Below are 25,119 nucleotides of genomic sequence, written 5' to 3' on the forward strand. Positions count from 1 at the left end.
ACTTAATAAATAGCGAAAGATGCGAGTACTGAGAAGACGGCCGCAACTATGGCTAAAATAAAGAATATAATATTGATTATTATAAATTTTAAAACGGTTTTAACTCTCCCCTGGCCGTAAAATCTTCGGAAGGCTTTATAGAGGTAAAACAAAAAGAGGAACATGGCAATGCCGGCGAACCAGTTGGTAGCCAAAAAGAAGTCCAGTATCAAAGCGATCCCAAATAATACAAACCAGGTGGTTTGATTATGAAAAGTGAAAATAAGATGCTCCATGTACGTAAAAGGCCTTCTCAGGTAGAGAAGCCAGATGAACATCGCAAATACCGGAAGGTAAAAGAAGATGATAAAAGGCACCTTGCCGTAAAAATAGTTCCAGAAGAGATCTGAATCTGAACTGAAGCGTTTTATGTCTACTGTTTTTTTGTAAAACCATTCATTATAGTTGGTGTGCCTGTAATTCAAACTGTCCAGTGCAACATTGATATTCCTAATTTCGGTTCGCTCATAGAAATCTGAAAACACTTCCCATTTTTTCTGGGTGGCATTGAGAAAACTCATGGTATCTACATATTTTTCAGCAATGTAGCGGTCAGTTTTTGGGGTCGTGTCTATCTGGGGGATGATAAGATCAAGTCCGGGCCTTAATTCACGCTGTTCGGTAAGCACCGAATCGATCACAGCCTGTTCTTCCGGGGTGGGGGTGTCAACGTTTACAGGTGCTTCAGTATTGTGGGTAAGGCTCCAAACCAGGAAAAAGATGATAGAAGCACTCAGGTAAAACCGGTACGGGTTGGCATAGCGTACTCTCTTTCCTTCTATGTAATCTTTGGAGATCTTTCCCGGTTTTAAAAGGAGTACTCCAAGGGTCCTGTAAAACCTCGAATCATAAGCGAAAATTCCCGCAAAGAATTCATTGAAAAAGTCATCAAAGGCGAGTTTCTTTGTGCTGTTGAGCTGTCCGCAATTGGGGCAAAACTGGTCACTTTTATCCAGCGGGTGATAGCAGTTAAGGCATTCGGTGCTCCTGTACTTGAACTTATGCCTTTCTTTTTCGATCCCGGAGGTATAAACTTGCGGAATTGTCTTTTTATCGGTATTCATTGTGGTAAAGATTCCCGGATGTATTAATTCGAAATATTGACAGAACTTGCATTTCCCATACCAATGATCCTGGAGTATCTGGCTCCGGGAGGATGGTAATAAATCAATACACTGTAGTCATTCTCAGTCTCTTCAAAATTTCCACTGATGAAGCCCTCATCCAACACCCCGTCATCTCTCAGGAATACATATTTGTAATCATAATATCCCTGTTTGAACAGCCTTGCGGTCTCATAAGCCCCGGTTTCCATGTTATAGATGAGGCGGGTGCTGTCATCGAGAATAAAATTATTGAATTCTCCATATAAATGCACTTCCCCGCCTTCGAAAATATCGAAAGTCTGAAGGGAAAAATGTGTCCATACATAACCTGCTTCAATAGCGGGATCACGGCCCTGCATGGTCCTTATCACGAATTTTCCATTAATGTCAGGGTTATAGGTGTAGGGTTCAAAAGCCCTTATCCGGTCACTGAACAAAAAGTGGTGATAAAGGTCACGAGCTTCGATAAATTTGATCTTTACCGTCGCTGCCCTCAGGTCTTTACTGTCAAAATTAAGATACTCATTGCCACCCCAAAAAGAGGTAAGTTGATCATATTTATAGATGAGCTCACTTCCAATATGATATTGTGGTTTGACATTGAAGATCCCGGTTTTTAAATTGTTATTCTGAAGGATCACAGCGTAGATGGATTCCTCGGGATTCCTAATGATAAAGTCGGGAGAGTTCACTGCGAAATTCACCACCTGTCGGGTGTGGATGAATTTTACATCTCTTGATCTTTTTACTTGTACACCTACCTGGGTAAGGGGTTCGTAAATCATGAACTTTCGCGAGAATACTATTTCTCTTGCTTGATTGAAGATGTTAAGCATGTAATTGCCAGTTACCTTAAGGGCGTGGGTATCCTCGTTAGGAATTGTCAGTTTGTAATGGGAATACAACTGCAGAGTGTTGAAGGAGTTGGTGTAGTTGGTTATGCGAACATTGTCGAACCCTTCCATGTATTCAGATTTGACTAGTTGCGATGGGGTCCAGTCATAATCGTAATGTTCGATCGTATAATAGTAATTAGCTTCATCACCAATAATATCATCAAATTCAAGATTGAACATTTCCCCGATCCTCAGGACAGGTGTGCCGCTATACCCAGAGCCGTCATTAAAAATTACGGTTCGTATGTAATTTGGGGGAGGCACCTCCTGCACCCCTTGTGCAGTAAGAAGAAGTGGAAAAAAGACCAGTAAAAACAGAAGAGTAATTTTTGTTTTCATGCTGCCAAATAAATTTTAAATATACTGAAAAACTGATTACCATCAGGATTTGGATGATTTAACAGAAATGCGAGGGAAATTAATTGATTTTTAATTGGGAAGTGTGGGTCGAAAATGCATAAATTTGCACGATTTTAAATGAATTTTAACACTCCATCCTATGTCAAACGACATTAGAATAAAAAGAGGGCTTACTCTACGATTAAAGGGGGAAGCGGAAAAAACCTTGGTTGAGGCGCCCCGCTCTAAGACTTTCGCAATTAAACCGCCAGATTTTCATGCAGTTGTTCCCAAAATGGTTGTAAAAGAGGGAGCCGCCGTCCAGGCAGGAGATGAACTTTTCTTCTCCAAATATGCTCCTGAGGTGCGCTTTACTTCGCCGGTTAGCGGAACACTAAAAGAAATTAAACGTGGGGAGAAGCGTCGCATCATGGAAGTTATCCTTGAAGCTGACCCTTCTGATACCTACCGCGAATTCGGGACGATAGATCCTGTTTCTGCAGGTGCAGAAGCGGTAAAAAACAGGATACTCGAAAGTGGTTGCTGGGCATTTATCAATCAGAGACCTTATGATGTAATTGCAGACCCTAAAGATACTCCGAAAGCTATATTTGTATCAGCTATGAACACCGCGCCTTTATCGGCAGATGTGGAATTTATACTGAAAGACAGAATGGATGCTTTCCAGGCAGGGCTTAATGCACTGACCAAACTTACTCCGGGAAAAGTTCATGTTTCCGATCAAAAAGGAAACTCGCTCTTCTCCGGACTGGAAAATGTTGAATTACACCATGTTTCAGGTCCGCACCCTGCGGCCAATGTGGGAGTTCATATCCATAATGTAGATCCAATAAGTATTGGAGAGCGGGTTTGGACAGTTAATCCTGAAGATGTTGCCAATATCGGAGATCTGTTCCTTTCAGGTAAATTCACTGCGGTACGTACTCTTGCGGTTGCAGGAACCGAAGCGAAGGACAGGAAATACTTCCGCACAAAGATTGGTGCGAATGTGGCTGATCTTGTTGGGAAAGTAGATGAAGAAAACGTAAGGATCATTTCAGGAGATGTGCTCACCGGTCAAAAAGTTAGTAACAACGGCTTTATCGGTTTTTTCCCTAACGAACTTACCCTAATTCCGGAAGGAAATAAATACAGGATGTTCGGATGGTTGCCGTTCACTTACAATAATATTCCTTCTAATTCCCGCACTTCTTTGACCTGGTTATTTCCGAAGAAAAAATACGAGGTCAATACCAACCTGAATGGGGAGGAAAGAGCGCTTGTGGTTACCGGTGAAATGGAAGAGGTGATGCCAATGGATATTTTTCCAATGCAATTGTTAAAGGCGTGTATGGCAGCCGATATTGAAAAGATGGAAAACCTTGGGATCTACGAAGTCGCTCCGGAAGATTTTGCACTGGTTGACTATGTGAACACTTCAAAGATTGAGGCACAAGAAATAATAAGACTAGGTTTGGATTTAATGCTCACTGAAGTAGGATAAACTGTTTACTATGGAATGGATTAGACAAAAATTAGATAAATTTAAAGAGCCCTTTGCTAAAGGGAAGAAGCTTGAAAAGTTTTCACCGGCATTCAATGCCCTTGATACTTTCCTGTTCACTCCAAATCATACTACCCACAAAGGGGCCCATGTTAGGGATGCAGTAGATTTGAAAAGGGTGATGATCACCGTGGTGCTTGCTTTGGTCCCCGTGCTCCTCTTTAGTATGTGGAATACAGGGTATCAGTATCTTGTTCAGGTAAATCCTGAAGTTGACTTCTGGGAAGCTTTTGGATATGGAGCTCTAAAGATCCTTCCTATGATCGTTGTATCATATGCGGTGGGTCTTGGAATCGAGTTTGCTTTTGCCATTTTTAGAGGGCACGAGGTAAATGAAGGATATTTGGTTACCGGGCTTTTGATCCCGATGATCATGCCGGTAGGCCTGCCATTATGGATGCTTGCCATCTCTGTGGTTTTTGCAGTTATAATTGGTAAAGAAGCTTTCGGGGGAACCGGAATGAACATTCTAAACCCGGCTTTGACGGCCAGGGCTTTCGCCTTCTTTGCATACCCAACTTACATGTCTGGTAACAGCGTGTGGGTCATGAATGCGTCGGAAGTTGACGGGGTTTCAGGAGAAACAATTTTGGGAACTCTTGCTGCAGGACAGGATATACAATACAGCGCGATGGACATGTTCCTCGGAATCATTCCCGGATCGGTTTCTGAAACTTCTGCCGCTTTGATCATTTTAGGAGCCTTGTTCCTTATCTTAACAAAGGTTGGAAGCTGGAGAATTATGCTAAGTGCGGTAGTAGGAGCAGCCGTAATGGCCTTGATCTTTAATGCACTTCCTTCACTTGGAATTGCAGGGAATGCACTTACAAATTTCCCCTGGTACCAGCACCTGTTGGTAGGAGGATTGATGTTTGGTATCGTTTACATGGCAACAGATCCTGTATCGGCTGCACAAACCTATAAAGGAAAATGGATCTACGGATTCCTTATCGGGTTCTTCTCGGTCATGATCAGGGTTTTCAACCCTGCATATCCTGAGGGAGTGATGTTGGCTATTTTGTTGATGAACGTATTTGCACCAACGATTGATCACTATGTGATACAGGGCAACATCAAACGCAGGTTGAAGAGAAAAAAAGCGGGTATTAACCAACAAGTTGAAACTGCAGTATAGTTATGGAAGAAAAAACAGTAAATAAGACAAACTCCAATTCTTATACCTTCATTTTTGCCATTATCATGGTGATCGTGGTAGGAGTAGTACTTGCATTTGCGGCGACCTCTTTGCAGCCATTGCAGTATAAGAATATGCGCCAGGAAAAAATGCAAAACATTCTCGCGACAGTTGGAGTTGAAACAGACAGGACAGGAGCTCAGGCTCTGTTTGAAGAAAATATCAAGGAGCAGATCGTTCTTGACAGTAACGGGGAAGTTAAAGAAGGGGTGAATGCCTTTGACGTTGACCTTGCCAAGGAGCTTAAAAAGCCGGCTGAAGAACAAAGTTTTCCTTTATATATCGCCGATGTTGAAGGTAAAACTTACTATATCATTCCTTTAAGAGGAGCCGGTCTTTGGAATGCCATTTTTGGTTATATAGCCCTTAAGGATGATGTAAACACGGTGAAAGGAGCTGTTTTCGATCACCTGGGGGAAACACCGGGTCTTGGTGCAGAAATTACTCAGGAGTGGTTTAGACATCGTTTTGATGATGAGAAAATCTTTGATGATAATGGAGAATTGATAGGAGTATCTGTTGTTAAAGGAACCAGTACCTCCAAAGATGATAATAAGGTAGATGCTATTTCGGGAGCGACCATTACAGGAGATGGAGTTTCGAATATGATCTCTGAGAGACTGCGCCACTATTTACCTTATTTTAAGAGTAAAACTGATGTAAAAGTTGCAAATAATTAAGAATTATGGCACAGGAAATAAAAAATAAACCTGAGCAATCTGCTGAGGTTACGAAAGAAGAGAAGAAGAACGCGATGATCCTTTTTCTGTCAGATTCAGAAGAAAGGGAGCATTTCTTATCCAAAGCTAACCGGAAGCTTCTTACAGATCCGTTAGACGATGATAACCCTATTACGGTCCAGGTTCTTGGAATCTGTTCGGCTTTGGCGATCACCGTGCAACTTGAGCCTGCTATTGTTATGGCTATCGCGGTAATGGCGGTAATGGCTTTTAGTAACATGATCATTTCGGCAATGCGGAATATGATTCCAAACCGTATCCGTATTATCGTACAGTTAGTGGTAGTAGCATCTCTGGTGGCCCTGGTTGACCAGGTATTACGGGCTTATGCTTATGACGTTAGTAAACAGCTTTCGGTATTTATTGGGCTTATCATTACCAACTGTATCGTAATGGGACGTCTTGAAGCCTTCGCTCTGGGTAACGGAGTTTACAAATCCTTCCTTGACGGAATTGGGAACGCAGCAGGATACGGACTTATCCTTATCATAGTTGCTTTCTTCAGGGAACTTCTTGGAGCAGGAAAATTATTTGGCTATGAGATCCTGGGTCATAAAGGGGCAACTCTGGCCGAATCAACCGGGCTTTACTCGTTCGGATATGAGAACAACGGATTAATGTTGCTTTCCCCAATGGCTTTAATTGTTGTGGGAGTGATCATCTGGGTACAACGTTCAAGAAACCGTAAACTAATCGAAGCCTAATCTACAACAGCAAAAAATTCAACTATGGATTATATAAATTTATTCGTACGGAGTATTTTCATTGAAAATATGATTTTTGCCTACTTCCTGGGAATGTGTTCCTATCTGGCAGTATCAAAAACCGTAAAAACAGCAGTAGGATTAGGGTCAGCGGTGATCTTTGTATTATCGATCACTGTACCTATCAACTTCTTACTTGACAATTACCTGTTACGTCCGGGAGCCTTATCATGGCTGGGCGCAGAATACGCCACCATTGACCTTAGTTTCTTAAGTTTCATCATGTTCATCGCGGTTATTGCAGCAATGGTACAATTGGTGGAAATGGTTGTTGAAAAATTCGCCCCGGCACTTTACGGTGCGTTGGGTATCTTCCTTCCGTTAATCGCTGTGAACTGTGCCATTCTTGGTGGTGCGTTGTTCATGCAGCAAAAAGACTTCAGCGGAATTGGGGAAGCAGCAACCTATGGGTTTGGTAGTGGAATTGGATGGTTCCTTGCCATACTTGGTATTGCTGCCATTCGTGAGAAGATCGCTTATTCAAATGTTCCGGCTCCTTTAAAAGGGTTAGGAATAACCTTTATCATTACCGGATTAATGGCTCTTGGGTTCATGAGTTTTATGGGAATCAAAATATAGAAAGAAGCAATGGAAGTAATTATAGCAAGTGTAGTTGTATTTTTAGTATTGATCCTGCTTTTGGTTGGCATCTTGTTGACGGCAAAGGCCAAGCTGGTCCCATCAGGACCGGTAACGATCAATATTAACGGAGAAAAAGATTTGGAAGTCAGTTCGGGGGGAACCTTGCTTTCAACATTGGGAGAGAACAAATTGTTTCTGCCATCTGCCTGTGGTGGTGGTGGAACCTGTATGCAATGTAAATGTATTGTTTCGGAAGGTGGTGGAAGTATATTGCCTACCGAAGAACCCAACTTTACCAGGAAAGAGATCGCAGATGGCTGGAGACTTGGTTGTCAGGTGAAGGTTAAACAGGATATGAAGATCCAGATACCCGAAGAGATCTTCGGGATCAAGAAATGGGATGCTAAAGTGGTAAGTAATTACAACGTTGCATCCTTTATTAAAGAATTTGTGGTTGAGATCCCAGAAGATATGGACTACCAGGCAGGTGGATATATCCAGATCGAGATCCCTAAATGTGAAGTGAAGTTCGAGAATATGGACATCACTGCACATCCTGAAGAACATCCTGGAGAACCTGAGAAATTCAAAAAGGAATGGGATACATTCAACCTGTGGCCTTTAGTAATGAAAAATCCTGAGGTTGTGGAAAGAGCCTACTCTATGGCTTCTTACCCTGCAGAAGGAAGAAGGATTATGCTTAACGTCCGTGTGGCTACTCCGCCATGGGATCGAGCTAAGAACGACTGGATGACCGTTAATCCGGGGATTGCGTCTTCATATATTTTCAACTGTAAACCGGGAGATCCGGTGACCATTTCGGGACCATTTGGGGAGTTCTTTATTAACCATTCAGATTCCGAGATGCTTTATGTTGGTGGTGGAGCCGGTATGGCGCCAATGCGTTCTCACCTTTACCATCTTTTCAGAACCCTTAAGACTGACCGTAAGGTTACTTATTGGTATGGTGGTCGTTCCAAGCGTGAATTGTTCTATACAGAACACTTCAGAGCATTGGAAAGGGATTTCCCTAACTTCAAATTCTATGTCGCTTTGTCTGAACCTTTAGAGGAAGATAACTGGAAAGTGAAAGATGGAATTGAAGGGGAAGGCGATGGTTTCGTAGGATTCATCCACCAGGTAGTGATAGATAATTACCTGAGCCATCATGAGGAGCCCGAAGAAATAGAATTCTATTTCTGTGGACCACCATTGATGAACAAGGCCGTTGAGAAAATGGCTGAGGACTTTGGGGTACCACCGGAAAATGTGAGATTTGACGATTTTGGAGGATAAGAAAACTCCTGTAAAACATAATATGAACAGCCGTCATACGACGGCTGTTTTTTTTGCTTTTTATCTAAAAGGAAATTTCCCTTTGATTTTTAGCAGGTCGCAATTAAACCCTAAATTTGCCCTATGGCAACACTTACAGATCAGGAACTGCACAACCTCGCGATGAACATTGTGGGGAAGGATCTCGAAGATCAGGGTTATGAATTCCTGGGGGTGAACAGTGAGTTCAAGAAAGATCCGCAGTTTGTGGCACTCAAGGATAAAAAACTGCATTTTGTAATAGTACGGGCCATCGAATATCCACATGATCCTAAAGAGGTTCCCTTTATATTCCTGGAAACTGTAAAGCAACACGCTCAGAAATTCAAAGCACGTACCTTTTATGCTGGAGTAGGCCTTGCAAATTCGCGTGACTATGAATTGCCGGTATCCAGTTCAGAGGATTATGTAGTGAACTACGCCGGCCTTCAAGAGATTTAAACCATGATCAAAATTTACTTTTTACGTCCCCTTGTCGTAATCTTTCTTGCCCTATTTCTCTTTTCATGTGATAGAGGTCCGGTGGAAAGAAGTGCTGTCGGGGAGGCATTGGGAACCACTTACCAGGTAAAATATTTTTCTGAAGAAGATCTGCCGATAGATAAAGCGCTCGATTCTATTTTTGAGCGGGTGAACCAATCCATGAGTACTTATAGAAAAGATTCAGATATTTCTCGTCTGAACCGTGGAGACAGTCTGGTGAAGGTAGATTCCCTCTTTCAGGAAGTATTTCGACTTTCAGAAAAAGTATACAGGGAAAGCGGTGGCTATTTTGATCCTACGGTAGGGAACCTTGTGAATTTATACGGATTTGGTCCTGAAAAAGGAGCGCGGGAAATCGATTCTGTGAAGATCGATTCTATTATGCGGGATGTCGGACTCGGAAAGGTGAAAATAGCAGCAGATGGCAAGGTAACCAAAACTTCCCCAAATGTCTATTTGGATTTCAATGCTATCGCAAAAGGTTATGCCATAGACCTGATAGGACATTATCTGGAATCTAAAGGGGTAGAGAATTATCTGGTAGAACTTGGGGGAGAGCTCCTGGCCAAGGGAGAGAACCTGTCTAAGGAGGATCACTGGATGGTGGGGGTTGATGATCCCGGCCAGAAGGCTGATGAGCGTACCCTTACCGCCGCAGTTAAATTAATTAACCGTGCCATGGCAACTTCAGGAAATTACAGGAAGAACCGTACCGATCCCAAAACCGGGAAAATGTATGTACACACTGTGAATCCTCTTACAGGGTATGCTGAACAAAGCAATGTGTTGAGCGCTTCTGTACTTGCAGAAAATTGCGCTCTTGCCGATGCCTATGCCACTGCTTTTATGGCGATGGGACTTGAACGGTCAAAACAGTTGCTTTCCAAACTGGATAATGTAGACGCCTTTCTTATCTATGCTAAAGAGAACGGGGAAATGGGTAGATATGCAACTTCCGGCTTTGAGGAAGTCCTCGTAGAGCTTTAGGCTAACTTTTTTGCTACGGGAATGATCTCTCCCTTGGCCAGCCGGTATCTGTCTACCAGTTCCGAAGACATTTGTGCGGTGAGGTCCACTTCCTCCACCTGGAAACCTGTTTCCCGCAGTTTGTCAAAGTAATCCCTTCCGTAGACCCGCACATGATCGTACTGCCCAAAGATTTTTGCCCGCTCTTTAGGATCGGAAATGGAATCATCCTCAAAAGTGTATTCCCGGCTTAGGTCCTGCGGAATTTGCAAAATAGCCGTGCCGCCGGGGGAAAGAACCCTGTACAACTCCTTCATAGCTTTCTCGTCATCGGGGATGTGTTCCAATACATGATTGCAAAGAATAAAATCAAAAGAATCGTCCTCAAAAGGTAGATTGCAAATATCTGCCTTTACATCGGCTAAAGGGGAATTGAGGTCGGTGGTGGTATAATCCAAATTCTCCAGCTTCTTGAAGCGGCTGTAAAATGCCTGTTCGGGAGCAAAATGTAATACTTTATGCGGGGCTGTGAAAAAGGCGGTATTTTCCTTTAGATAAAGCCACAGGAGCCTGTGACGTTCCAGGGAGAGGGTAGAAGGGGAGAGCACGTTCTCTCGCTGCTGTTCATATCCGTAAGGCAGAAATTTTGAGAAACTTTTCCCGTCGATGGGATCAGTATACCTGTTTCCACGCAAACCCAGCAGCAAAAATGGCCTGGCCAGATAACTCAACCTGATCAAAACCGGACGGGGAATATGGTTAAGAACAAACTTAAAGGCTTTTTTGATCATACCTTGATGTCGCCCCAGTTTTCACCCGACTTGATGCGGTAAAGTTGCATTTCTGAAACCCCGAACTGCTTTGCCAGCACCCTGATGCGGGTTTTCCTTTCGGGATCGAGCAATTTTTTCTTTAGAATAGTCGCCTGTGCAAAGGTGAGTTTTGAGTAACATTTAATGGTTCCCCTGCGGCGTTTCACTTTATTCTCCTTCACCTGCGGATTTTCCTGCTGGTGTGCCACCCATTCTTCTTTTGTTACCCAGGCAAGATTGCTCACCTTATTTTCGGTCTTAATGTAATTGAGATGGATAACGAATTTATCGTCTTCTTTCTTTTTTAGGAAAAGTTCGGCTACTACCCGGTGAATATAACAGGCTTGTTTTTTGCCATTTTTAAGATTGGCAACAAAGGTTAGGAAGCCCTGAGACCTTCCGCCTTTTAATAATTCACCCGCCGGATTTTTCACATAACTCACCACCCTTCCATAATTGGAGATCTCATACCTAAACCGGTCCTGCCAGGTCTCCTTATGGTAAGGTTTCCACCTTTCCTGTCGAAAGTTTTTAATCATTGAAGCTGGTGCTTTGCGCCCGGAATTCGTCTTCTTCGTTACTGGCTATACCAAGGGCCTCATAAATGTAATGAAAAGTTGACAATAGTTCAGGTTTCCCATCAATTAATGCAACATCATGTTCAAAATGCGCGCTGGGTTTATTATCGGCAGTAAGGATGGTCCAGCCATCCTTCAGTTGTTTAATGCGGTGGGTGCCGGCATTGATCATGGGTTCGATGGCAACCACCATGCCTTCTATGAATTTTTTACCCCGGCCTCTTTTTCCGTAGTTAGGCATTTCAGGGTCTTCATGCATTTTTTGGCCTAAACCGTGACCAACCAGCTCTCTCACTACTCCAAAACCATTTTTTTCTGCATGCTGCTGTATGGCATATCCTACATCACCCACCCGGTTACCCATCTTGAATTCGCGAATACCAATGTAAAGTGATTCTTTGGTCACCTGCAGCAGTTTCTCGGTTTCAGAATCTATCTTTCCCACCGAAAAGGTGTAGGCATGATCTCCGTAAAATCCGTTTTTAAGGGCTCCACAATCAATAGAGATAATATCCCCTTCAATAAGGGGGGTGTCGTTGGGAATACCGTGTACTACCTGCGCATTAGGGCTCATGCAAAGGGAGTTCGGGAAATCATACATTCCCAGAAAACCGGGTTCGGCCCCATGGTCTCTAATGAATTCTTCAGCAAGCTTATCCAGGTGCAGGGTCGTCACGCCAGGTTTAACTTCAGAAGCCAGCATTCCCAGCGTTTTGGAAACGATAAGCGCGCTTTCCCTCATTAGTTCGATCTCTTCTCTGGATTTCGGTATGATCATGAGTCTTTTTTAAAAAGTTGTAATATTCCCTTCTTTTTCTGCGGAAGAGATTTGGGTTTTGTTTTGGTTAACTGATGGTACACTTCTCCCCAGGGCGGGAGACCATTGATGTTGCGGTCATCGATGAACAGGTCTGCAAGGATCTTCCGGCTGATGCCTTCCTCGTATTCCTCTTCGGGATAACTTTTGTTCACCGCATAGAATTCTATTCCCTTGCTTTCACAGAATTCCACGGCCTCCTGAAGTTTGATACCGCTACGGTACGTCCACAGGATGATCTGGTGGCCTTCCTGCTGAAGCTGGCGAAGGGTTTCAAAGGCAAATATAATGGGTTTTCCAATTTCGGGATACCGGTTCTCTACCAGGGTTCCGTCAAAATCTACTGCTATGGTCAATAATTTTGGCATGAGGCAAAAGTAACAAGATTGGCAGAATTATACCATTTTAATGCACTTGCTTTGGGTTAAGAATTACTGGTAAGAGTGTCGGTACTTCTTTCCTGAAACGATTGTTGCGATATCTTTCTCCAAACTTTGTTGAGGATACTCTACAAACCGGTTAACTTCTTTCCCGTCCTTGTAAAAAATGATGGTAGGTACATAAACGACATCGAACTCCTTCTGCAGGTCGTTGGGAAGGGTCTTATCCTCTTCCACGGCTTCCATTTCAAGATTGTCCATATCAAAATTACTTAGTTCAAGTAATTTTAGAAAATATGGGACCTGGTATTGACTATCTGAGCACCAGGTGCCCATAAAAAGTTTTATCTCGTAGTCGTTGATGTTGTTTTTGATCGTTTTCAGGGCTTCCGGAGCCGGTTTATACGAGGAATAATTCGGTTCGAACCAGGCGTTATGAGGAGCTTGTTGAAGGTCGCTCTTTTGAATGGTTCCCACCAGGATGTAACTTTGCTCCTCCTGCGTGGCGGGAGTGGGGGTTGTGGTATTATCTGCCACAGGTTCAGCACTGTTTTGAGTGCTTCCGCAGTTAAATGCAGTAGTCAGCATGAAGGCGTATAAAAATAATTTCATCTAAAAAAGTGGTTTTTGAGTCATCAATTCGGGTTTTTCAATTCCCATGAGTTTTAAAATAGTAGGGGCGATATCTCCCAGATTTCCGTCCTTGATTGATTGTACATCCTTGTCTACAAGGATGAAAGGTACGGGGTTGGTGGTATGTGCGGTATTCACGCTGCCATCGGGATTTTTCATGGTTTCACTGTTCCCGTGGTCTGCTATGACTAAAACTGAATAATCGTTCTCCACAGCGGCCTCAATAACATCCTTTGCGCATTTATCTACTGTTTCACAAGCCTTTACAGCTGCTTCAAAAACCCCGGTATGACCCACCATATCAGGATTGGCAAAGTTAAGACAGATAAAATCTGCGGACTGTTTCTTTATTTCGGGAATTATAGCGTCCCTCACCTCATAGGCGCTCATCTCCGGCTGCAGGTCATAGGTTGCAACTTTTGGAGAATCTATCATGATCCTTTTTTCCCTATTGAAGGGTTTCTCCCTTCCACCGGAAAAGAAAAAGGTCACATGAGGATATTTCTCTGTCTCGGCAATGCGAATTTGTGATTTACCGGAATATTCAAGCACTTCTCCCAGGGTAGCTTTGATATCATCCTTACTGTAAACTACGTTTATATTATTGTAAGTATCATCATACCGGGTCAATGTCACATAGTAAAGGGGCAGCTTTTTCATCTCCCACTCAGGAAAATCCTTCTGTGAAAGGGCTTCTGTAAGTTGTCTACCTCTATCTGTCCTGAAGTTAAAGAAAATGACAACATCTTCCTTATTAATGGTGGCGACAGGAGTACCGTCAGGGTTTGTTATTACGACGGGTTTTATGAATTCATCGGTGATCTCATGGTCATAACTGTTTTGCACCGCCTGCACAGGATCAGTTGATTTTTCCCCTTTTCCATGCACCAGGAGATCATAGGCAAGTTTGGTTCTTTCCCATCGCTTATCGCGATCCATGGCGTAGTAGCGGCCAATTATGCTGGCTAGTTTTCCGTTGGTGGTCTTAAGATGTTCCTGAATTTCTTCAACAAAACCTTTCCCGGAATATGGATCAACATCCCGCCCGTCTGTAAAGGCATGAACGTATTTTTCTGAAACCCCAAACTCTTCCGCAGCGGTCAGGAGGCCCTTAAGATGATTGATATGGGAATGTACCCCCCCGTCACTTAAAAGTCCCATAAAATGAATGGGTTTATTATTTCTTTTGGCATAATCAAAAGCCTGTTCCAGCACAGGTTCTTTGCCCAGGCTTTTATTTTCTACTGCCATATTGATCTTGGCAAGATCCTGATAAACGATTCGTCCGGCTCCCAGGTTCATATGACCCACCTCACTGTTCCCCATCTGCCCTTCGGGAAGGCCTACGTTCATTCCGTCTGTCCTCAATGTGCTGTGGGGATACTTATTATAAAGGGAATCAATAAACGGGGTATTTGCTTTTGCGACAGCAGATACTTCGGGGTTTGTTCCAATTCCCCAGCCGTCCAGGATCATTAGGATCACTTTCTTGTTCATCTCAAAGTTTATTTCCGTAAAGATAAGAAAACATAGCTTTCAGCCTTAAGGAGAAACTCTAATCTTACAGTAAAGAAAAGCCTAAAAACGCCCCCGTTTACCCAAATTATTTTTAACACTTATTTTGAGCCTCAATACAATAAACCTATAAAATGAGAGTTATTGTCTATGGGATTAATTGCCTTTAAAAGCTTGATCTTAACTGAATTACTTTTAAATTAACCCTTTTTGGTATGACCTTTGAATATTATATAGCCCTTAACAAAAATTAACACAACGATATGATAAACAAAATAATGATCCTTGCAGTGGTTTTAACTGCTTCTTTTGCTTTCGCCCCGAACAACGAACCTACCCCTACCACTTCTGCCCCTGTTACAGAAACACCCCTAAACGACATTAATGAAGAACCGATCGCTTCCGCCGAAGAAGAAATTAATCTTTTATATGAGTCATTTTCTTCTGCGAATGCGTCTATGCCATCACAGGCTGCTTTCACCTATGCCATGACAGGATACCAAAAACTATTGGAGGAGAACAAGATCGAAAAAGAGATCCTGACGATCGTTGATTTCGGACTTAAATCTACTCAAAAGAGAATGTGGATCCTTGATATGACGACTCAAAAAGTGCTTTTTCACACCCTTGTTTCCCACGGAAAGAATACCGGCGGCGATATCGCAACCAGTTTCTCTGATACCCCAAATTCCTTTCAAAGCTCCCTTGGCTTCTATGTAACTGCCGAAACTTACTACGGAAAGAATGGTCTTTCCCTTTTTATTGACGGAATGGAAAAAGGTTTTAATAAGAACGCACGTGACCGTTATGTTGTGATCCACGGGGCAGATTATGCCACTAAAGATTTTATAAACCGTGCCGGAAGGTTAGGAAGAAGTTATGGCTGTCCTGCCGTTCCTACAAAAGTTTCCAAAGAGATCATCGAAACTATTAAAGGACAGTCTGTACTGTTCATCTTTCACCCCAACAAAAATTACCTGGAGAAGTCAACCTACCTTAACCAGCCTGCCGAGACAGTCTAATTCACTGTCCCTAGTCTGGAAATGATCTCCTCATCCAGTTCATAGATATCACCCGTAAATACAGTTTTATCCCCGGCCCGCCAGGCTGTCCAATAGAAATGATGGACCCTGATGGGCTGGTTAATTTGTACTTGTTGTGTCTTTCCTGTGGCTACAGCTTCATGAATCTTCTCTTGCGTCCAGTCTTCCTGGCTGCTCAGCACGTAGCCTGACAGGTCCAGGGCATTCTCAACCCTAACGCAACCGGAACTTTCTGCGCGTTGATTCTGGCTGAAAAGGTCTTTAGCCGGAGTATCATGCAGGTAGATAAGGTGTTGATTGGGATATATGATCTTTACCCGCCCTAAAGGATTTGAAGGTCCTGCCCGCTGTACGAAATTATAGGAATTTACATCAGACGATGACCAGTCTATATTTGAAGGGTTGATAACATTACCCTCATTGTCTGTAACCGTCATGTTGTTCTTGCTCAGGTAAGAACTATTCTGGGAAGCTTTGGGTATAACGTCCTTGCTTTTAATGGTTGGAGGTACATGCCATTCAGGATTGATCACTACATATTCCAGCGAATCTGAAAAAACTGGAGTTTGCCTTGCCTTGGTTCCGGCGATCACGTTGTGGCTCCTTACGGTATCCCCGTTCTTTACCACTGCCAGCTGGAAAGCCGGAATATTGATAAGGATATGATGTTCACCCAGATCACGTGGGTACCAGCGCCATCTCTCAAGGTTGGCCCGAATCTGATCATATCTTTGTGCCGCTGTTTTATTGAGTTCAGAAATAGTGGAATTGCCCAGCACCCCGTCTACCTGTAAACCAAGATTCTTCTGAAAGTCCTTAATGGCATTTTGCATGGTATCGTTATAAGTACTGTCCCGCGGAGGGTTTTCGGCAGGATAAACTTCCAGTTCCTGAAGTCTGTTAACAATAGCCGGTATTCTGTCATCTTTTTGGCCCGGTTTGATCAGTTCGCCGTGAGCGATCTTTTTAAAAGAAGCCTCGGTATCCTTTATTTCCCGGAATTCTTTCAGGGCTAATTTAAGATCACGGTAAACCTGGTGTGAAGGCCTCAGATCACCGAGATCCTTGGCGATATCTCCATTATTTAAACTTTGATGTAGCAGCTGTTTCAGGTCTTTTTCTTCTTTCGGGACGCCCCACAGCGAATAGAGCTCTTTAGGATCAATTTTTCCGAAGTAAAGATCATGGGCATAAGAAAGGTAAGCATCGGTAAGCAGAATATCGAGTTCTGCAGCTTCAGCTTCATTCAGATCATCGGCGTCTTCCAGGAGTGGTCTTAATTCAGTTCCGTGATAATCAGAAAATCTCAGACCTTCCTCTCCGGCTTCAGTAAGTGCGTTGAAAAAACCGGTTCTGTTTTCCGACTCTTTCCAGGCAGGGGCGTGATCTCTATTTTGATAGAATTCCTCTACCTGCTCTTTATTATGTAACCCTTTACCGATGTTTGCCGTCTTAAGGCTCTTCCTGATATCTTTAGCAGTATGTTCAAGTTCAAAACCTGAATCTTCAATGGTATTTTCACCATTATTGTTGGATTTATCCTTCCCGGAATCACAGGAGGTAACTACACTAATCAATGCCACAAGGGCAATATATTTCCATTTATTCATTTTCATAGGTCTTAAGATTTGAGTTGGAGCGTTAACCGGATCTGGGGACCAGGTTTTTGTACATCACGATATGTTTACAAACATTTGGTATCATGAACAGTTCTCCCGTGGTTTTGTATCCGTAGCGCTTATAGAAATCAATAGCCGACTCCCTGGCGTTGAACCAGATTAAAACATTTGAAGCCTGGTCTATAAGTCGTTTTTCTCCTTCGAGTAATAGTTTTTCCCCGAGTTTTTTGTTTTGATACTCCGGTAAAACCGCCATCCCCCGTAGCTGGTATTGCTCAGGTTCGTTAAAATGACTGTGCTTGTTCTTCATGAAACTGGCAACCCCAACAAGGGTATAGCCCAAAAAGGCACCGAGGTGGAGGGTAGAGGAAGTGGTATCCCCTTCAAAAATACATTCTTCCGGGTGTCTTCCCGGTCGAAGCACCGGTTGCCGCACGGGGTAGGTCTCTCCTGCAGTTATCTGCAGAATTTGGAAAGACTTATGGTTATCCTCCTGGTCCAAACGCTATTCAGAAGCCTTTACGTCCCGGTATTCTTCATGCCTCTCAAATTGTTTGGCGGCATATTCACAAAGAGGATCGATCTTAATATTTTTTTCCCTTGCAAATTCAACGCTGTGTTTGACAAGGCTGCTGGCAAGACCTTCACCTGTCATATCGGGGTCAGTCTCTGTATGGTCTAGCGTCATAATATTGCTGTCATCCAGGGTATAGGTGAGTTCGGCAACGATATCCCCGTCTTTTTCAATATAGAACATACCCTTCCCTTCAGTTTCCTTCTGCTTAATTTCCTTTTTCATTATATGTGTTTTTCTATTATCTGGTCTATGATGCCGTAGTTTTTTGATTCTTGCGCATCCATCCAGTAATCCCGGTTAAAATCTTTTAGGACCCTGCTATATTCCTGATTACAGTTCTTTGCCAGGATCTTTGCGCTGAGATCCTTAATTTTCAGGATCTCGGTCGCCTGGATCTCGATATTGGAAGCCTGGCCCTGTGCACCGCCACTTGGCTGGTGTATCATCACCTTGGCATGTGGTTGTATAAATCTCCTGCCTTTCGCGCCGGCTGAAAGTAGAATAGAGGCCATTGATGCCGCCAGCCCGGTACAGATCGTCGAGACGGGGCTGTTCAGGGAAAGCATGGTATCATAAATCGCGAAGCCGGAAGTTACATATCCTCCCGGACTGCTTATATAGAATTGTATCTCCTCATTTCCTACAGAGTCCAGGTATAACATCCTTTCAATCAGGTGTTTGGCGGATTTTTCATCTACCATTCCCCAAAGAAAGATCTTGCGTTCACTAAGTAAGGAGCGATCAATGATATCCTGTAATTTACCCTGTTTTTTATTATTTTCCATTCTAAGTGTTTCTCTAATTATTTAGCTAAAAATATGACTATTTTTGCGGAAAAGTTGTCTATGAAGCCGGCATTTAACAAGATTTTAAAAAAGGAAATCCCACAGATACTTCCGCTGGTGCAGCGCCATATGGAAAACCAGTTCTCTGATGAAGTACTTATTGAGCGGTTTAATGAAATGTTCGATCAGAATTACGAATGCTTCGGGATCTATTCCGAAGAGAAACTTATCGGGGTCTTTGGATTGTGGTTTATGACCAGGCATTATGCAGGCAGATCTTGTGAACCGGACCATATTTTTATTGAAGAGGCCTACCGCAATAAAGGAATAGGGAAGAAGTTGTTTGATTTTATCTATAACTACGCCTTGGAAAAAGGGTGTGAAACTTCAGAACTCAACTCATATGTAAGTAATTACAGAAGCCATAAGTTCTATTTGAATGAAGGTTATGTAATAAAGGGCTATCACTTTATAAAAAACCTTTAATTTTATTTTGAGAGATAAAAACTTTCAGATTATATTTGCAGGGCTAATGCGGGAGTAGCTCTCCCGATAGCGATCGGGAGGTAGAGCGTCAGCCGCTTCTCATAAATACAAAATCTATCAATGCGGGAGTAGCTCAGTTGGTAGAGCGTCAGCCTTCCAAGCTGAATGTCGCCGGTTCGAACCCGGTCTCCCGCTCTAAAGCCTCATCGAAAGATGGGGCTTTTTTTATTTAAAGAATATGTTAATATATTCTTTAAATTATAAGGGAAGTCCAGGTTCTTTTTCTTAAAAACGTATCTTCCGGTATAGAAACTTTAAAATCACCGGAAATGAACAAGATCAACCCCTTTTTCCATATCGGTACAGTGGGAATGCTGTTTACAGCAATCTTTCATATTCTAATGGCTACTTTTTCAGAGGGAGCTCACGCTTCTTTCTCCATCATGTATCCGGTTTTTATTGTTTTTCTCATTGTGGGGACAAGTATCATGATCAAAAAGAAAAAACCTCTGAAAGCATAATTTTTCCGTTAATTTGATCCTTTATCCCAAAGGACCATATGAAGATCAAAAGTTTAGAAGAACTGCCCCTGGAGACCCTGATGGAATGTTTTCTCATTTCGTTCCAGAATTATTTCGTTAGCCTTCCGCAGAGTACAGAATACTGGAAAGACCGCTTCGCAACGGCCAGGGTTGATTGGACGCTTTCTTTCGGCATGTTTGATGGTGACCTGCTGGTAGGTTTTATTATCAACGGTATTGATGAGCACAACGGAGTGCTTACCGCCTATAATACCGGTACCGGGGTCCTTCCCGAACATCGCGGCAAACAGATCATCGAAAAACTTTATGCCCATGCCATTCCTTTGTTCAAAAATAAAGGGATTGTGAAGTGTCTGCTTGAAGTGATCGTGGAGAACGAACGGGCTAAAAAAGTCTATGAGAAAATTGGCTTCAAAGTGACCCGTACCCTACGGTCCTTTAAAGGAACCCTGGATGCTGATGCGGGGAATGAATACGAGGTGGAGGGTGTCTCTTACCGGAAGGTGCTGGACCTGGAACTATATGATCCAAAATTCTATAGCTGGGATAATTCGGCGGAAGCGGTTAAAAAAGCCGAAGAAAATACCGAATCCCATTTATTGATAGACGGAGAAAATGAACCTTCAGGCTATTTTACCATAGATAATGCTCAAAATATATTGCAGATGGAAAGTACGGATAAGCATTATGCCGGACTGTTGGATGCTATTTCTGAAGTAGCCACCACGGTCCAGATCAAAAATATCCCTGCTGAACGTACCGAACTGATCGAGGCACTACTGGCCAGGGGCTTTGAAAATACCGTGAATCAATACGAAATGGAGTTGTGGCTGGAATAACATTTATTAATTCCGGTGTACGTGGAAAGGAGATTTTCTGCTCTTTACTGTAACAAGTGTGTCCAAATGTTGTTCTTTTTGGTATGAAAACAGGAACAATTCACCCAAAACAATTTCTAATCCTCACTTTCCTTTTCTCATGGATGGTTTGGGGAGGAATGATAATTTTTAACCCTGCAGACCAGTATTTCCTGCCGCTCCTCTTTTTAGGGGCTTTCGGCCCGGCAATAATTGCAGTTTATCTCATTCACCGCTACGGGAATTTAGAACAGAAAAGGGATTTTTGGAGTCGTATTCTCAGTTTCAGACGTATTGGCGCAAAATGGTATTTTTTCATCTTCCTTATTTTTCCACTCATATTGTTACTGGGTTATACCTTTCTTTCTTTTTTCGGTGGAAGTTTCTCCGGATTGGATAGTTACTTTGGAGGGATCAATGGTCCGTGGGACTTTATGTATCTGCTGGTTTTTATGGTATTGGGTGGTCCGCTGGCTGAAGAACCGGGGTGGAGAGGATACCTGCTCGATCCTTTGCAGGAGAAATGGGGAAAACTGAAAGCCAGTCTTGTTCTTGGAGTGATCTGGACCATTTGGCACCTTCCGTTGTTCTTTATAGCAGGTACCTCACAATACCAAAAAGGTTTTGGGATCGCATTCTGGAGCTGGACCCTGCAGTTAATGGTCATCTCTGTAATCATGACCTGGGTCTATAACCATACCAACCGAAGCATTCTTGGCGCGGTACTGCTTCATCTTATGGCCAATTTCGCTTACCCCTTGAACCTGGATGGAACGGGCGAGATCGTATTTAGTGTGGTGAGGATACTTATTATAATACCTATCCTTCTTTGGTGGATGAGAAAACCCGCTTCAAAAAAAATGCTTTCAGGCTCTGCTTTTTAAGCAACCATTTTTTAACCTTTAAAACAGAATTTTAAGTGGCTTTTGGAAAGCTCCTTTAAATCTACTCCGTATCTTTCTTTGCTTTGGTTTCGATCTCCCCTGCTTCCCGTAATGCAAACCTTGTAACGAAGGGAGTAATGAGCTCAAAAAGAATAGTAGACCCTAGAATGACATTGAGTAGTAGGGCACCGGTTTCTTCAAAACCTGGCTGGTTTCCGGCACGAATAGCAAGTCCTATAGCTACGCCTGCCTGAGGGAAAAGGCAGAGGCCCAGCAGGTGCCGGGTTTTCTTTTCAGTGCGTATTAAATACATTCCGGTATAGGCACCGGAATATTTTCCCAGAACCCTTAGGAACACATAAAGAAGTACCAGGAGCATAGAATCAAGAAATGAGTGAATCTCAAATTGTATACCTGCAAGGGTAAAAAAGAAAAGGAAAACCAATTCTTCGATATGCTGAAGGGGTAACAGCCATTCCGCTTGTTTTTTCTGATAGAAGAGTACCGAAACAAAACCCAGGGTCATGCAGCTTAACAAAAGAGAGAGGCCGAGTAGGGAGGAGATCCCGAAAACAAGAAAAATGAACCCAATGATGGTAGCAAGCCGAAGTTCTTCCTTTTCCAGAAATTTTCCTAAAATACCCAGGACAATACCTAAACCCGTACCCAGCAGAAGAGAGCCGCCAACTTCGGTAATACCTTCCAGAATACTTCCCGAAAAGCTTCCTTCGGCACCCATTCCCAAAATCAGCGTAAAGAATATGATTCCAATAGCATCATCAACGGCGATAATTCCCAGCAAGGTGTTTGTTAGTTTTCCTTTAGCCTTGTATTCCTCGATAATTCCAAGTGTGGCTGCAGGTGCGGTTGCAGTAGCCACGGCACCAAATATAAGGGCGTGGTAAAAACTAATCTCATGAAAGGGATATATCTTGCTTAACCCCCACAAACCGAGACCTACAAAAAGAAGGACCCCCAGTGACTGACCAATGACCGTGACGGTCACAATACCTTCTTCTTTTTTAAGATCTGAAGGGTTGATCTCAGATCCAATTATATAGGCAATAATGCCCAGGGCGATATCTGTAATGACAGGTGACCATCCTTCCGTAGAAAAATTAAATAGTCCGCCTAAAAGGTCAGGGGAGAACACAACCCCCACTAAAATGTAGATCACGATGCGGGGAAAATTCACCTTCTCGGATAACAATCCAAGAATGGAGCCCAGAGTGATAAGAACTCCCATTATAAGAACGGCAGGCAATTCTTCAGGCATTTTCTTTAGTTTTACCGGCTAGAAAAGCGCGGTTATCTAAAGTTAAGGATTGGCAGTAGATTGCACAAGCAGAAGAAGTACTGGTTTTAATGTGATTTCCAATAAAAAAGAACTCTCTATTTCCACTATTTTTTCATAAAGCGAAGATCTGAGATTATTTTGATCTTTTTATTTTGAAGCGAATCCATTAGCCTGTTGCGGTGATTTGCCCCAACCAGGATAAGGATCTTTTTGGAAGAGTTCCTCCTGATCAGCTCCAGCGCATTTTGGGTGATCTGCAGGTCCCGCTTATTATTGAAACGGGAATAATCTTCATAAAAGGTATTTTTATACAGACGGTCTTCAATACTGTACTGTCTGCCGCTAAGGCTGTCGTATTCCCCTTTCAGAAAGTCATTTGCAGAGGAGTTCAAAGCCATCTTTTTTTGTGCTTCATATATTTCCGGAAGACCTGAACTTTCAAATCTGCTCATCAAGACCGGATCTTTTTTCATATCGTTCTGCAGCTTCTTTAATTTTCCCATTTCTGAAGCAGTATCTGTGAACATATCCCTGTGCACGGGGATCTGTTCAGAGCTTTCGCTGTAAAAATCTATACCTGTCACCTTTCCGGGGAAAGAATCCCGTATGTTGATCATTTCAATGGGATAGAATTTATCCAGGCTGTCACTGTTCATTTCCATATCTACAGGCCGTATTTCAACCCCGATCACATCAGGATCAAAGGCTTTTGCGATCTGCATAAGGTCATCATAAGTGTAGTTGTCATTGAGTTCATGTGCCCCGTGAAGTGTGGGTAGTACCAGGACTTCGGGGGTATTACAGGCCAGCATTGACATGACCACTAAAAGTATCCCTATCTTTCTCATTGCTGAAGGTATTTAAGTGCAGCTTCCAGGGTTTCATCCTTTCCGGCAAGATAATTTTCCAGCGTTGGGACGACCTCAATATCGGGTTTTATCCCGATGCCTACAAATTCGGTTCCATCGGGCATCAGGTCCCTCTTGGAACAAACGACTCCCATTCCCCCAAAGGGCAACGGAAAGAACAAAGGTTGCCCGGTGCTGCCTCCGGTGGTTTGCCCCATGACCACTCCGCGTTCCATTCCCTTGAAAGCGGCCGTAAAATCTTCAGCAGCCGAATAGGTGTCGGGGCCGGTAAGTACAACCACTTTTCCGGTAAAGGTATGGCCTTTATAAGGTTTCCAGTCATACTGCATAGTTTCGAGCTTATCTGGATCATTACCCCAGGCACGGTTAGTAGGGCCGTAAGACCTCATCATGTTCTTGCCTGTTAAAAAGGGTTTATCGGTAAGATAACCCAGGAGTTCGAATCCATTACTCCCGTTTCCGCCTCCATTGTTCCTCACGTCAATGATGAGGTTTTGTGCATGAGGCACCTTTTGAAATATACTGTCCAAAAAGGCCACAATTTTGTTGTCATTATAGGTGTTGATGGTGAGCAGAGCAGTGCCCTCAGCCATTTTCCTGTAGGTCCACCCCTGTGCAGCCGGGAACATTTCGTCCCGGGTTTCCCTTCTGAAAGAGTGGATTTTTTTCCGGCCTTCCCGAGTGATGAATTCCAGCTCAATAGGTTCGTCTGCATCTCCCTGGGTGAAGAAAAACGAGTAAAGCCTAGCAGTTTGGTCATGTGGGGTGCTGTAGTTCACATAGGGCGCAACGTTCTTTTGGGTATACTCCATTACCGGGATCCCATTCACCCTGGTGATTATGGTCCTTGGCTGCAGGTCCTGGTATTCCTCCTTTGTACTGTTAAGGGCGGTGATCACCACCTGGCCATCCAATAGTTTAGCTCTTATTGGCAACCTGGCGATCATCTGGTCCCATAATTCTTTCGGTGGAATGATCCCGCTGTGGCCGTCATTCAGGTTGAGGTAAAACCGGCTTAGCTCCCTGTAATAATCCACCTTATTTTGGGCTGCTGTGACCTTTGGGATGTAGGCATAATAAAGGCTGTCCCAGTTCACTTTTGGAACAAGATCGAAATTGGCAAAATTGAATTTCGCCTCCGCCCAGGCTTTGCTGAGTCCGGCAATTTTTGTCTCCGTTGAAAGACTATCCTCAAAAAAGTGATTTTCAAAGTTCTCTTTATAGACCTTTTTATAGGCGGTACTGTCAAATACCTGGGAAAAACTGTTAGCGCTAACTGCGATAAGCAGGAAGAAAGTGAAGATGTGTTTCATAACTGTTATAAAAACCCGTTAAAAATAATTAATAAGTGTTCTGTTTGACAGGGAGCTGTAATTTTATGACCAAGACAGGAGAGATCGTATTTTGTTACAAAAA

The 25,119-nt window shown here is 43.1% G+C and carries 28 protein-coding genes and 1 tRNA gene; 14 read left to right on the plus strand and 15 right to left on the minus strand.

Annotated elements, in window-relative coordinates:
- Window positions 1-2: 2 nt before the first annotated feature.
- Together ACFSTG_RS01340 and ACFSTG_RS01345 are read right to left on the minus strand one after the other, a co-directional pair.
- The gene (locus ACFSTG_RS01340; RefSeq protein WP_380747700.1) at window positions 3-1,103 is read right to left on the minus strand and encodes a DUF3667 domain-containing protein; all 1,101 of its coding nucleotides are present in this window, start codon (window positions 1,101-1,103) and stop codon (window positions 3-5) included.
- A 23-nt stretch (window positions 1,104-1,126) separates the two neighbouring features.
- Window positions 1,127-2,380, minus strand: coding sequence for a type IX secretion system plug protein (locus ACFSTG_RS01345; protein WP_380747702.1), 1,254 nt, complete (start codon window positions 2,378-2,380; stop codon window positions 1,127-1,129).
- Window positions 2,381-2,540: 160 nt separating this feature from the next.
- Here ACFSTG_RS01345 and ACFSTG_RS01350 point away from each other — a divergent pair, with 160 nt between their 5' ends.
- From ACFSTG_RS01350 to ACFSTG_RS01385, 8 genes are all read left to right on the plus strand, one after another.
- A complete protein-coding gene (locus ACFSTG_RS01350; RefSeq protein WP_380747704.1) occupies window positions 2,541-3,884 on the plus strand; it encodes a Na(+)-translocating NADH-quinone reductase subunit A in 1,344 nt (447 codons plus the stop codon).
- Between the two features lie 10 nt (window positions 3,885-3,894).
- Window positions 3,895-5,079 (plus strand): NADH:ubiquinone reductase (Na(+)-transporting) subunit B, encoded by a 1,185-nt coding sequence (locus tag ACFSTG_RS01355; RefSeq protein ID WP_380747706.1) that lies wholly within the window; start codon window positions 3,895-3,897, stop codon window positions 5,077-5,079.
- 2 nt (window positions 5,080-5,081) lie between these two features.
- Entirely contained in the window at window positions 5,082-5,819 is a 738-nt protein-coding gene (locus tag ACFSTG_RS01360; protein ID WP_380747708.1) for a Na(+)-translocating NADH-quinone reductase subunit C, read from the plus strand.
- 5 nt (window positions 5,820-5,824) lie between these two features.
- Entirely contained in the window at window positions 5,825-6,583 is a 759-nt protein-coding gene (locus ACFSTG_RS01365) for an NADH:ubiquinone reductase (Na(+)-transporting) subunit D (RefSeq protein WP_380747710.1), read from the plus strand.
- Window positions 6,584-6,607: 24 nt separating this feature from the next.
- Window positions 6,608-7,222: an NADH:ubiquinone reductase (Na(+)-transporting) subunit E gene (gene nqrE / locus ACFSTG_RS01370; RefSeq protein ID WP_380747712.1), complete on the plus strand. Its 615-nt coding sequence runs from the start codon at window positions 6,608-6,610 to the stop codon at window positions 7,220-7,222.
- Between the two features lie 9 nt (window positions 7,223-7,231).
- Window positions 7,232-8,521, plus strand: a complete 1,290-nt coding sequence (gene nqrF / locus ACFSTG_RS01375; protein ID WP_380747714.1) for an NADH:ubiquinone reductase (Na(+)-transporting) subunit F — start codon at window positions 7,232-7,234, stop codon at window positions 8,519-8,521.
- 123 nt (window positions 8,522-8,644) lie between these two features.
- The gene (locus ACFSTG_RS01380; RefSeq protein ID WP_380747716.1) at window positions 8,645-9,001 is read left to right on the plus strand and encodes a Na(+)-translocating NADH-quinone reductase subunit F; all 357 of its coding nucleotides are present in this window, start codon (window positions 8,645-8,647) and stop codon (window positions 8,999-9,001) included.
- Between the two features lie 3 nt (window positions 9,002-9,004).
- Window positions 9,005-10,030, plus strand: coding sequence for an FAD:protein FMN transferase (locus ACFSTG_RS01385; protein WP_380747718.1), 1,026 nt, complete (start codon window positions 9,005-9,007; stop codon window positions 10,028-10,030).
- Here ACFSTG_RS01385 and ACFSTG_RS01390 read toward each other — a convergent pair.
- The 6 genes from ACFSTG_RS01390 to gpmI all read right to left on the minus strand — a co-directional run bounded on the left by ACFSTG_RS01390 (window position 10,027) and on the right by gpmI (window position 14,726).
- A complete protein-coding gene (locus tag ACFSTG_RS01390; protein ID WP_380747719.1) occupies window positions 10,027-10,800 on the minus strand; it encodes a class I SAM-dependent methyltransferase in 774 nt (257 codons plus the stop codon). The two genes, ACFSTG_RS01385 and ACFSTG_RS01390, sit on opposite strands and share 4 nt — an antisense overlap.
- Window positions 10,797-11,360 (minus strand): HNH endonuclease signature motif containing protein, encoded by a 564-nt coding sequence (locus ACFSTG_RS01395; RefSeq protein ID WP_380747720.1) that lies wholly within the window; start codon window positions 11,358-11,360, stop codon window positions 10,797-10,799. Before ACFSTG_RS01395 ends, ACFSTG_RS01390 begins: the two co-directional genes overlap by 4 nt.
- Window positions 11,353-12,177, minus strand: coding sequence for a type I methionyl aminopeptidase (gene map / locus ACFSTG_RS01400; RefSeq protein ID WP_380747721.1), 825 nt, complete (start codon window positions 12,175-12,177; stop codon window positions 11,353-11,355). Before map ends, ACFSTG_RS01395 begins: the two co-directional genes overlap by 8 nt.
- Window positions 12,174-12,584 carry a BT0820 family HAD-type phosphatase gene (locus ACFSTG_RS01405; protein ID WP_380747723.1) on the minus strand — a complete coding sequence of 137 codons (411 nt, stop codon included), beginning with the start codon at window positions 12,582-12,584 and terminating at the stop codon, window positions 12,174-12,176. The genes map and ACFSTG_RS01405 overlap by 4 nt, the downstream gene beginning before the upstream one ends.
- Window positions 12,585-12,647: 63 nt before the next feature.
- Window positions 12,648-13,208 carry a thioredoxin family protein gene (locus ACFSTG_RS01410; RefSeq protein ID WP_380747725.1) on the minus strand — a complete coding sequence of 187 codons (561 nt, stop codon included), beginning with the start codon at window positions 13,206-13,208 and terminating at the stop codon, window positions 12,648-12,650.
- The gene (gene gpmI / locus ACFSTG_RS01415; RefSeq protein ID WP_380747727.1) at window positions 13,209-14,726 is read right to left on the minus strand and encodes a 2,3-bisphosphoglycerate-independent phosphoglycerate mutase; all 1,518 of its coding nucleotides are present in this window, start codon (window positions 14,724-14,726) and stop codon (window positions 13,209-13,211) included.
- Window positions 14,727-15,007: 281 nt separating this feature from the next.
- On the opposite strand from gpmI, the gene ACFSTG_RS01420 reads away from it, so the two are divergent.
- The gene (locus ACFSTG_RS01420) at window positions 15,008-15,766 is read left to right on the plus strand and encodes a murein L,D-transpeptidase catalytic domain family protein (RefSeq protein ID WP_380747729.1); all 759 of its coding nucleotides are present in this window, start codon (window positions 15,008-15,010) and stop codon (window positions 15,764-15,766) included.
- On the opposite strand, the gene ACFSTG_RS01425 is transcribed toward ACFSTG_RS01420, so the two are convergent.
- The 4 genes from ACFSTG_RS01425 to ACFSTG_RS01440 are packed head-to-tail and all read right to left on the minus strand — an operon-like array spanning window position 15,763 to window position 18,768.
- Complete coding sequence (locus ACFSTG_RS01425; protein WP_380747731.1) at window positions 15,763-17,403, minus strand: L,D-transpeptidase family protein; 1,641 nt, start codon at window positions 17,401-17,403, stop codon at window positions 15,763-15,765. The two genes, ACFSTG_RS01420 and ACFSTG_RS01425, sit on opposite strands and share 4 nt — an antisense overlap.
- A 25-nt stretch (window positions 17,404-17,428) precedes the next feature.
- Window positions 17,429-17,908 carry a GNAT family N-acetyltransferase gene (locus ACFSTG_RS01430; protein WP_380747733.1) on the minus strand — a complete coding sequence of 160 codons (480 nt, stop codon included), beginning with the start codon at window positions 17,906-17,908 and terminating at the stop codon, window positions 17,429-17,431.
- A gap of 3 nt (window positions 17,909-17,911) precedes the next feature.
- Window positions 17,912-18,205, minus strand: a complete 294-nt coding sequence (locus ACFSTG_RS01435; protein ID WP_380747735.1) for a GNAT family N-acetyltransferase — start codon at window positions 18,203-18,205, stop codon at window positions 17,912-17,914.
- Window positions 18,205-18,768 (minus strand): ClpP family protease, encoded by a 564-nt coding sequence (locus ACFSTG_RS01440; RefSeq protein WP_380747737.1) that lies wholly within the window; start codon window positions 18,766-18,768, stop codon window positions 18,205-18,207. Before ACFSTG_RS01440 ends, ACFSTG_RS01435 begins: the two co-directional genes overlap by 1 nt.
- Before the next feature lie 33 nt (window positions 18,769-18,801).
- Here ACFSTG_RS01440 and ACFSTG_RS01445 point away from each other — a divergent pair, with 33 nt between their 5' ends.
- From ACFSTG_RS01445 to ACFSTG_RS01465, 5 genes are all read left to right on the plus strand, one after another.
- Window positions 18,802-19,254 (plus strand): GNAT family N-acetyltransferase, encoded by a 453-nt coding sequence (locus tag ACFSTG_RS01445; RefSeq protein WP_380747739.1) that lies wholly within the window; start codon window positions 18,802-18,804, stop codon window positions 19,252-19,254.
- 122 nt (window positions 19,255-19,376) lie between these two features.
- Window positions 19,377-19,449: transfer RNA gene (locus tag ACFSTG_RS01450), tRNA-Gly, on the plus strand.
- A 134-nt stretch (window positions 19,450-19,583) separates the two neighbouring features.
- Complete coding sequence (locus ACFSTG_RS01455) at window positions 19,584-19,775, plus strand: hypothetical protein (protein WP_380747741.1); 192 nt, start codon at window positions 19,584-19,586, stop codon at window positions 19,773-19,775.
- 38 nt (window positions 19,776-19,813) lie between these two features.
- Window positions 19,814-20,635 carry a GNAT family N-acetyltransferase gene (locus tag ACFSTG_RS01460; protein ID WP_380747743.1) on the plus strand — a complete coding sequence of 274 codons (822 nt, stop codon included), beginning with the start codon at window positions 19,814-19,816 and terminating at the stop codon, window positions 20,633-20,635.
- Between the two features lie 83 nt (window positions 20,636-20,718).
- Window positions 20,719-21,537 carry a CPBP family intramembrane glutamic endopeptidase gene (locus ACFSTG_RS01465; protein ID WP_380747745.1) on the plus strand — a complete coding sequence of 273 codons (819 nt, stop codon included), beginning with the start codon at window positions 20,719-20,721 and terminating at the stop codon, window positions 21,535-21,537.
- A gap of 61 nt (window positions 21,538-21,598) precedes the next feature.
- On the opposite strand, the gene ACFSTG_RS01470 is transcribed toward ACFSTG_RS01465, so the two are convergent.
- From ACFSTG_RS01470 to ACFSTG_RS01480, 3 genes are all read right to left on the minus strand, one after another.
- The gene (locus tag ACFSTG_RS01470; protein ID WP_380747747.1) at window positions 21,599-22,813 is read right to left on the minus strand and encodes a cation:proton antiporter; all 1,215 of its coding nucleotides are present in this window, start codon (window positions 22,811-22,813) and stop codon (window positions 21,599-21,601) included.
- A gap of 125 nt (window positions 22,814-22,938) precedes the next feature.
- Window positions 22,939-23,682 (minus strand): hypothetical protein, encoded by a 744-nt coding sequence (locus tag ACFSTG_RS01475; RefSeq protein ID WP_380747749.1) that lies wholly within the window; start codon window positions 23,680-23,682, stop codon window positions 22,939-22,941.
- A complete protein-coding gene (locus ACFSTG_RS01480) occupies window positions 23,679-25,016 on the minus strand; it encodes a S41 family peptidase (RefSeq protein ID WP_380747751.1) in 1,338 nt (445 codons plus the stop codon). The genes ACFSTG_RS01475 and ACFSTG_RS01480 overlap by 4 nt, the downstream gene beginning before the upstream one ends.
- Window positions 25,017-25,119 lie beyond the last annotated feature (103 nt).

This window comes from Salinimicrobium flavum (genome assembly GCF_042684505.1).
Lineage (GTDB): Bacteria > Bacteroidota > Bacteroidia > Flavobacteriales > Flavobacteriaceae > Salinimicrobium > Salinimicrobium flavum.

Coding starts and splice junctions, on each gene's coding strand:
- ACFSTG_RS01440 (WP_380747737.1), bottom strand. CDS start 18,768: ATGGAAAATAATAAAAAACAGGGTAAATTACAGGATATCATTGATCGC.
- ACFSTG_RS01445 (WP_380747739.1), top strand. CDS start 18,802: ATGACTATTTTTGCGGAAAAGTTGTCTATGAAGCCGGCATTTAACAAG.
- ACFSTG_RS01435 (WP_380747735.1), bottom strand. CDS start 18,205: ATGAAAAAGGAAATTAAGCAGAAGGAAACTGAAGGGAAGGGTATGTTC.
- ACFSTG_RS01360 (WP_380747708.1), top strand. CDS start 5,082: ATGGAAGAAAAAACAGTAAATAAGACAAACTCCAATTCTTATACCTTC.
- ACFSTG_RS01465 (WP_380747745.1), top strand. CDS start 20,719: ATGAAAACAGGAACAATTCACCCAAAACAATTTCTAATCCTCACTTTC.
- ACFSTG_RS01460 (WP_380747743.1), top strand. CDS start 19,814: ATGAAGATCAAAAGTTTAGAAGAACTGCCCCTGGAGACCCTGATGGAA.
- ACFSTG_RS01390 (WP_380747719.1), bottom strand. CDS start 10,800: ATGATCAAAAAAGCCTTTAAGTTTGTTCTTAACCATATTCCCCGTCCG.
- ACFSTG_RS01380 (WP_380747716.1), top strand. CDS start 8,645: ATGGCAACACTTACAGATCAGGAACTGCACAACCTCGCGATGAACATT.
- ACFSTG_RS01340 (WP_380747700.1), bottom strand. CDS start 1,103: ATGAATACCGATAAAAAGACAATTCCGCAAGTTTATACCTCCGGGATC.
- nqrF (WP_380747714.1), top strand. CDS start 7,232: ATGGAAGTAATTATAGCAAGTGTAGTTGTATTTTTAGTATTGATCCTG.
- map (WP_380747721.1), bottom strand. CDS start 12,177: ATGATCATACCGAAATCCAGAGAAGAGATCGAACTAATGAGGGAAAGC.
- ACFSTG_RS01410 (WP_380747725.1), bottom strand. CDS start 13,208: ATGAAATTATTTTTATACGCCTTCATGCTGACTACTGCATTTAACTGC.
- gpmI (WP_380747727.1), bottom strand. CDS start 14,726: ATGAACAAGAAAGTGATCCTAATGATCCTGGACGGCTGGGGAATTGGA.
- ACFSTG_RS01395 (WP_380747720.1), bottom strand. CDS start 11,360: ATGATTAAAAACTTTCGACAGGAAAGGTGGAAACCTTACCATAAGGAG.
- ACFSTG_RS01480 (WP_380747751.1), bottom strand. CDS start 25,016: ATGAAACACATCTTCACTTTCTTCCTGCTTATCGCAGTTAGCGCTAAC.
- ACFSTG_RS01365 (WP_380747710.1), top strand. CDS start 5,825: ATGGCACAGGAAATAAAAAATAAACCTGAGCAATCTGCTGAGGTTACG.
- ACFSTG_RS01475 (WP_380747749.1), bottom strand. CDS start 23,682: ATGAGAAAGATAGGGATACTTTTAGTGGTCATGTCAATGCTGGCCTGT.
- nqrE (WP_380747712.1), top strand. CDS start 6,608: ATGGATTATATAAATTTATTCGTACGGAGTATTTTCATTGAAAATATG.
- ACFSTG_RS01455 (WP_380747741.1), top strand. CDS start 19,584: ATGAACAAGATCAACCCCTTTTTCCATATCGGTACAGTGGGAATGCTG.
- ACFSTG_RS01350 (WP_380747704.1), top strand. CDS start 2,541: ATGTCAAACGACATTAGAATAAAAAGAGGGCTTACTCTACGATTAAAG.
- ACFSTG_RS01405 (WP_380747723.1), bottom strand. CDS start 12,584: ATGCCAAAATTATTGACCATAGCAGTAGATTTTGACGGAACCCTGGTA.
- ACFSTG_RS01425 (WP_380747731.1), bottom strand. CDS start 17,403: ATGAAAATGAATAAATGGAAATATATTGCCCTTGTGGCATTGATTAGT.
- ACFSTG_RS01470 (WP_380747747.1), bottom strand. CDS start 22,813: ATGCCTGAAGAATTGCCTGCCGTTCTTATAATGGGAGTTCTTATCACT.
- ACFSTG_RS01385 (WP_380747718.1), top strand. CDS start 9,005: ATGATCAAAATTTACTTTTTACGTCCCCTTGTCGTAATCTTTCTTGCC.
- ACFSTG_RS01420 (WP_380747729.1), top strand. CDS start 15,008: ATGATAAACAAAATAATGATCCTTGCAGTGGTTTTAACTGCTTCTTTT.
- ACFSTG_RS01345 (WP_380747702.1), bottom strand. CDS start 2,380: ATGAAAACAAAAATTACTCTTCTGTTTTTACTGGTCTTTTTTCCACTT.
- ACFSTG_RS01355 (WP_380747706.1), top strand. CDS start 3,895: ATGGAATGGATTAGACAAAAATTAGATAAATTTAAAGAGCCCTTTGCT.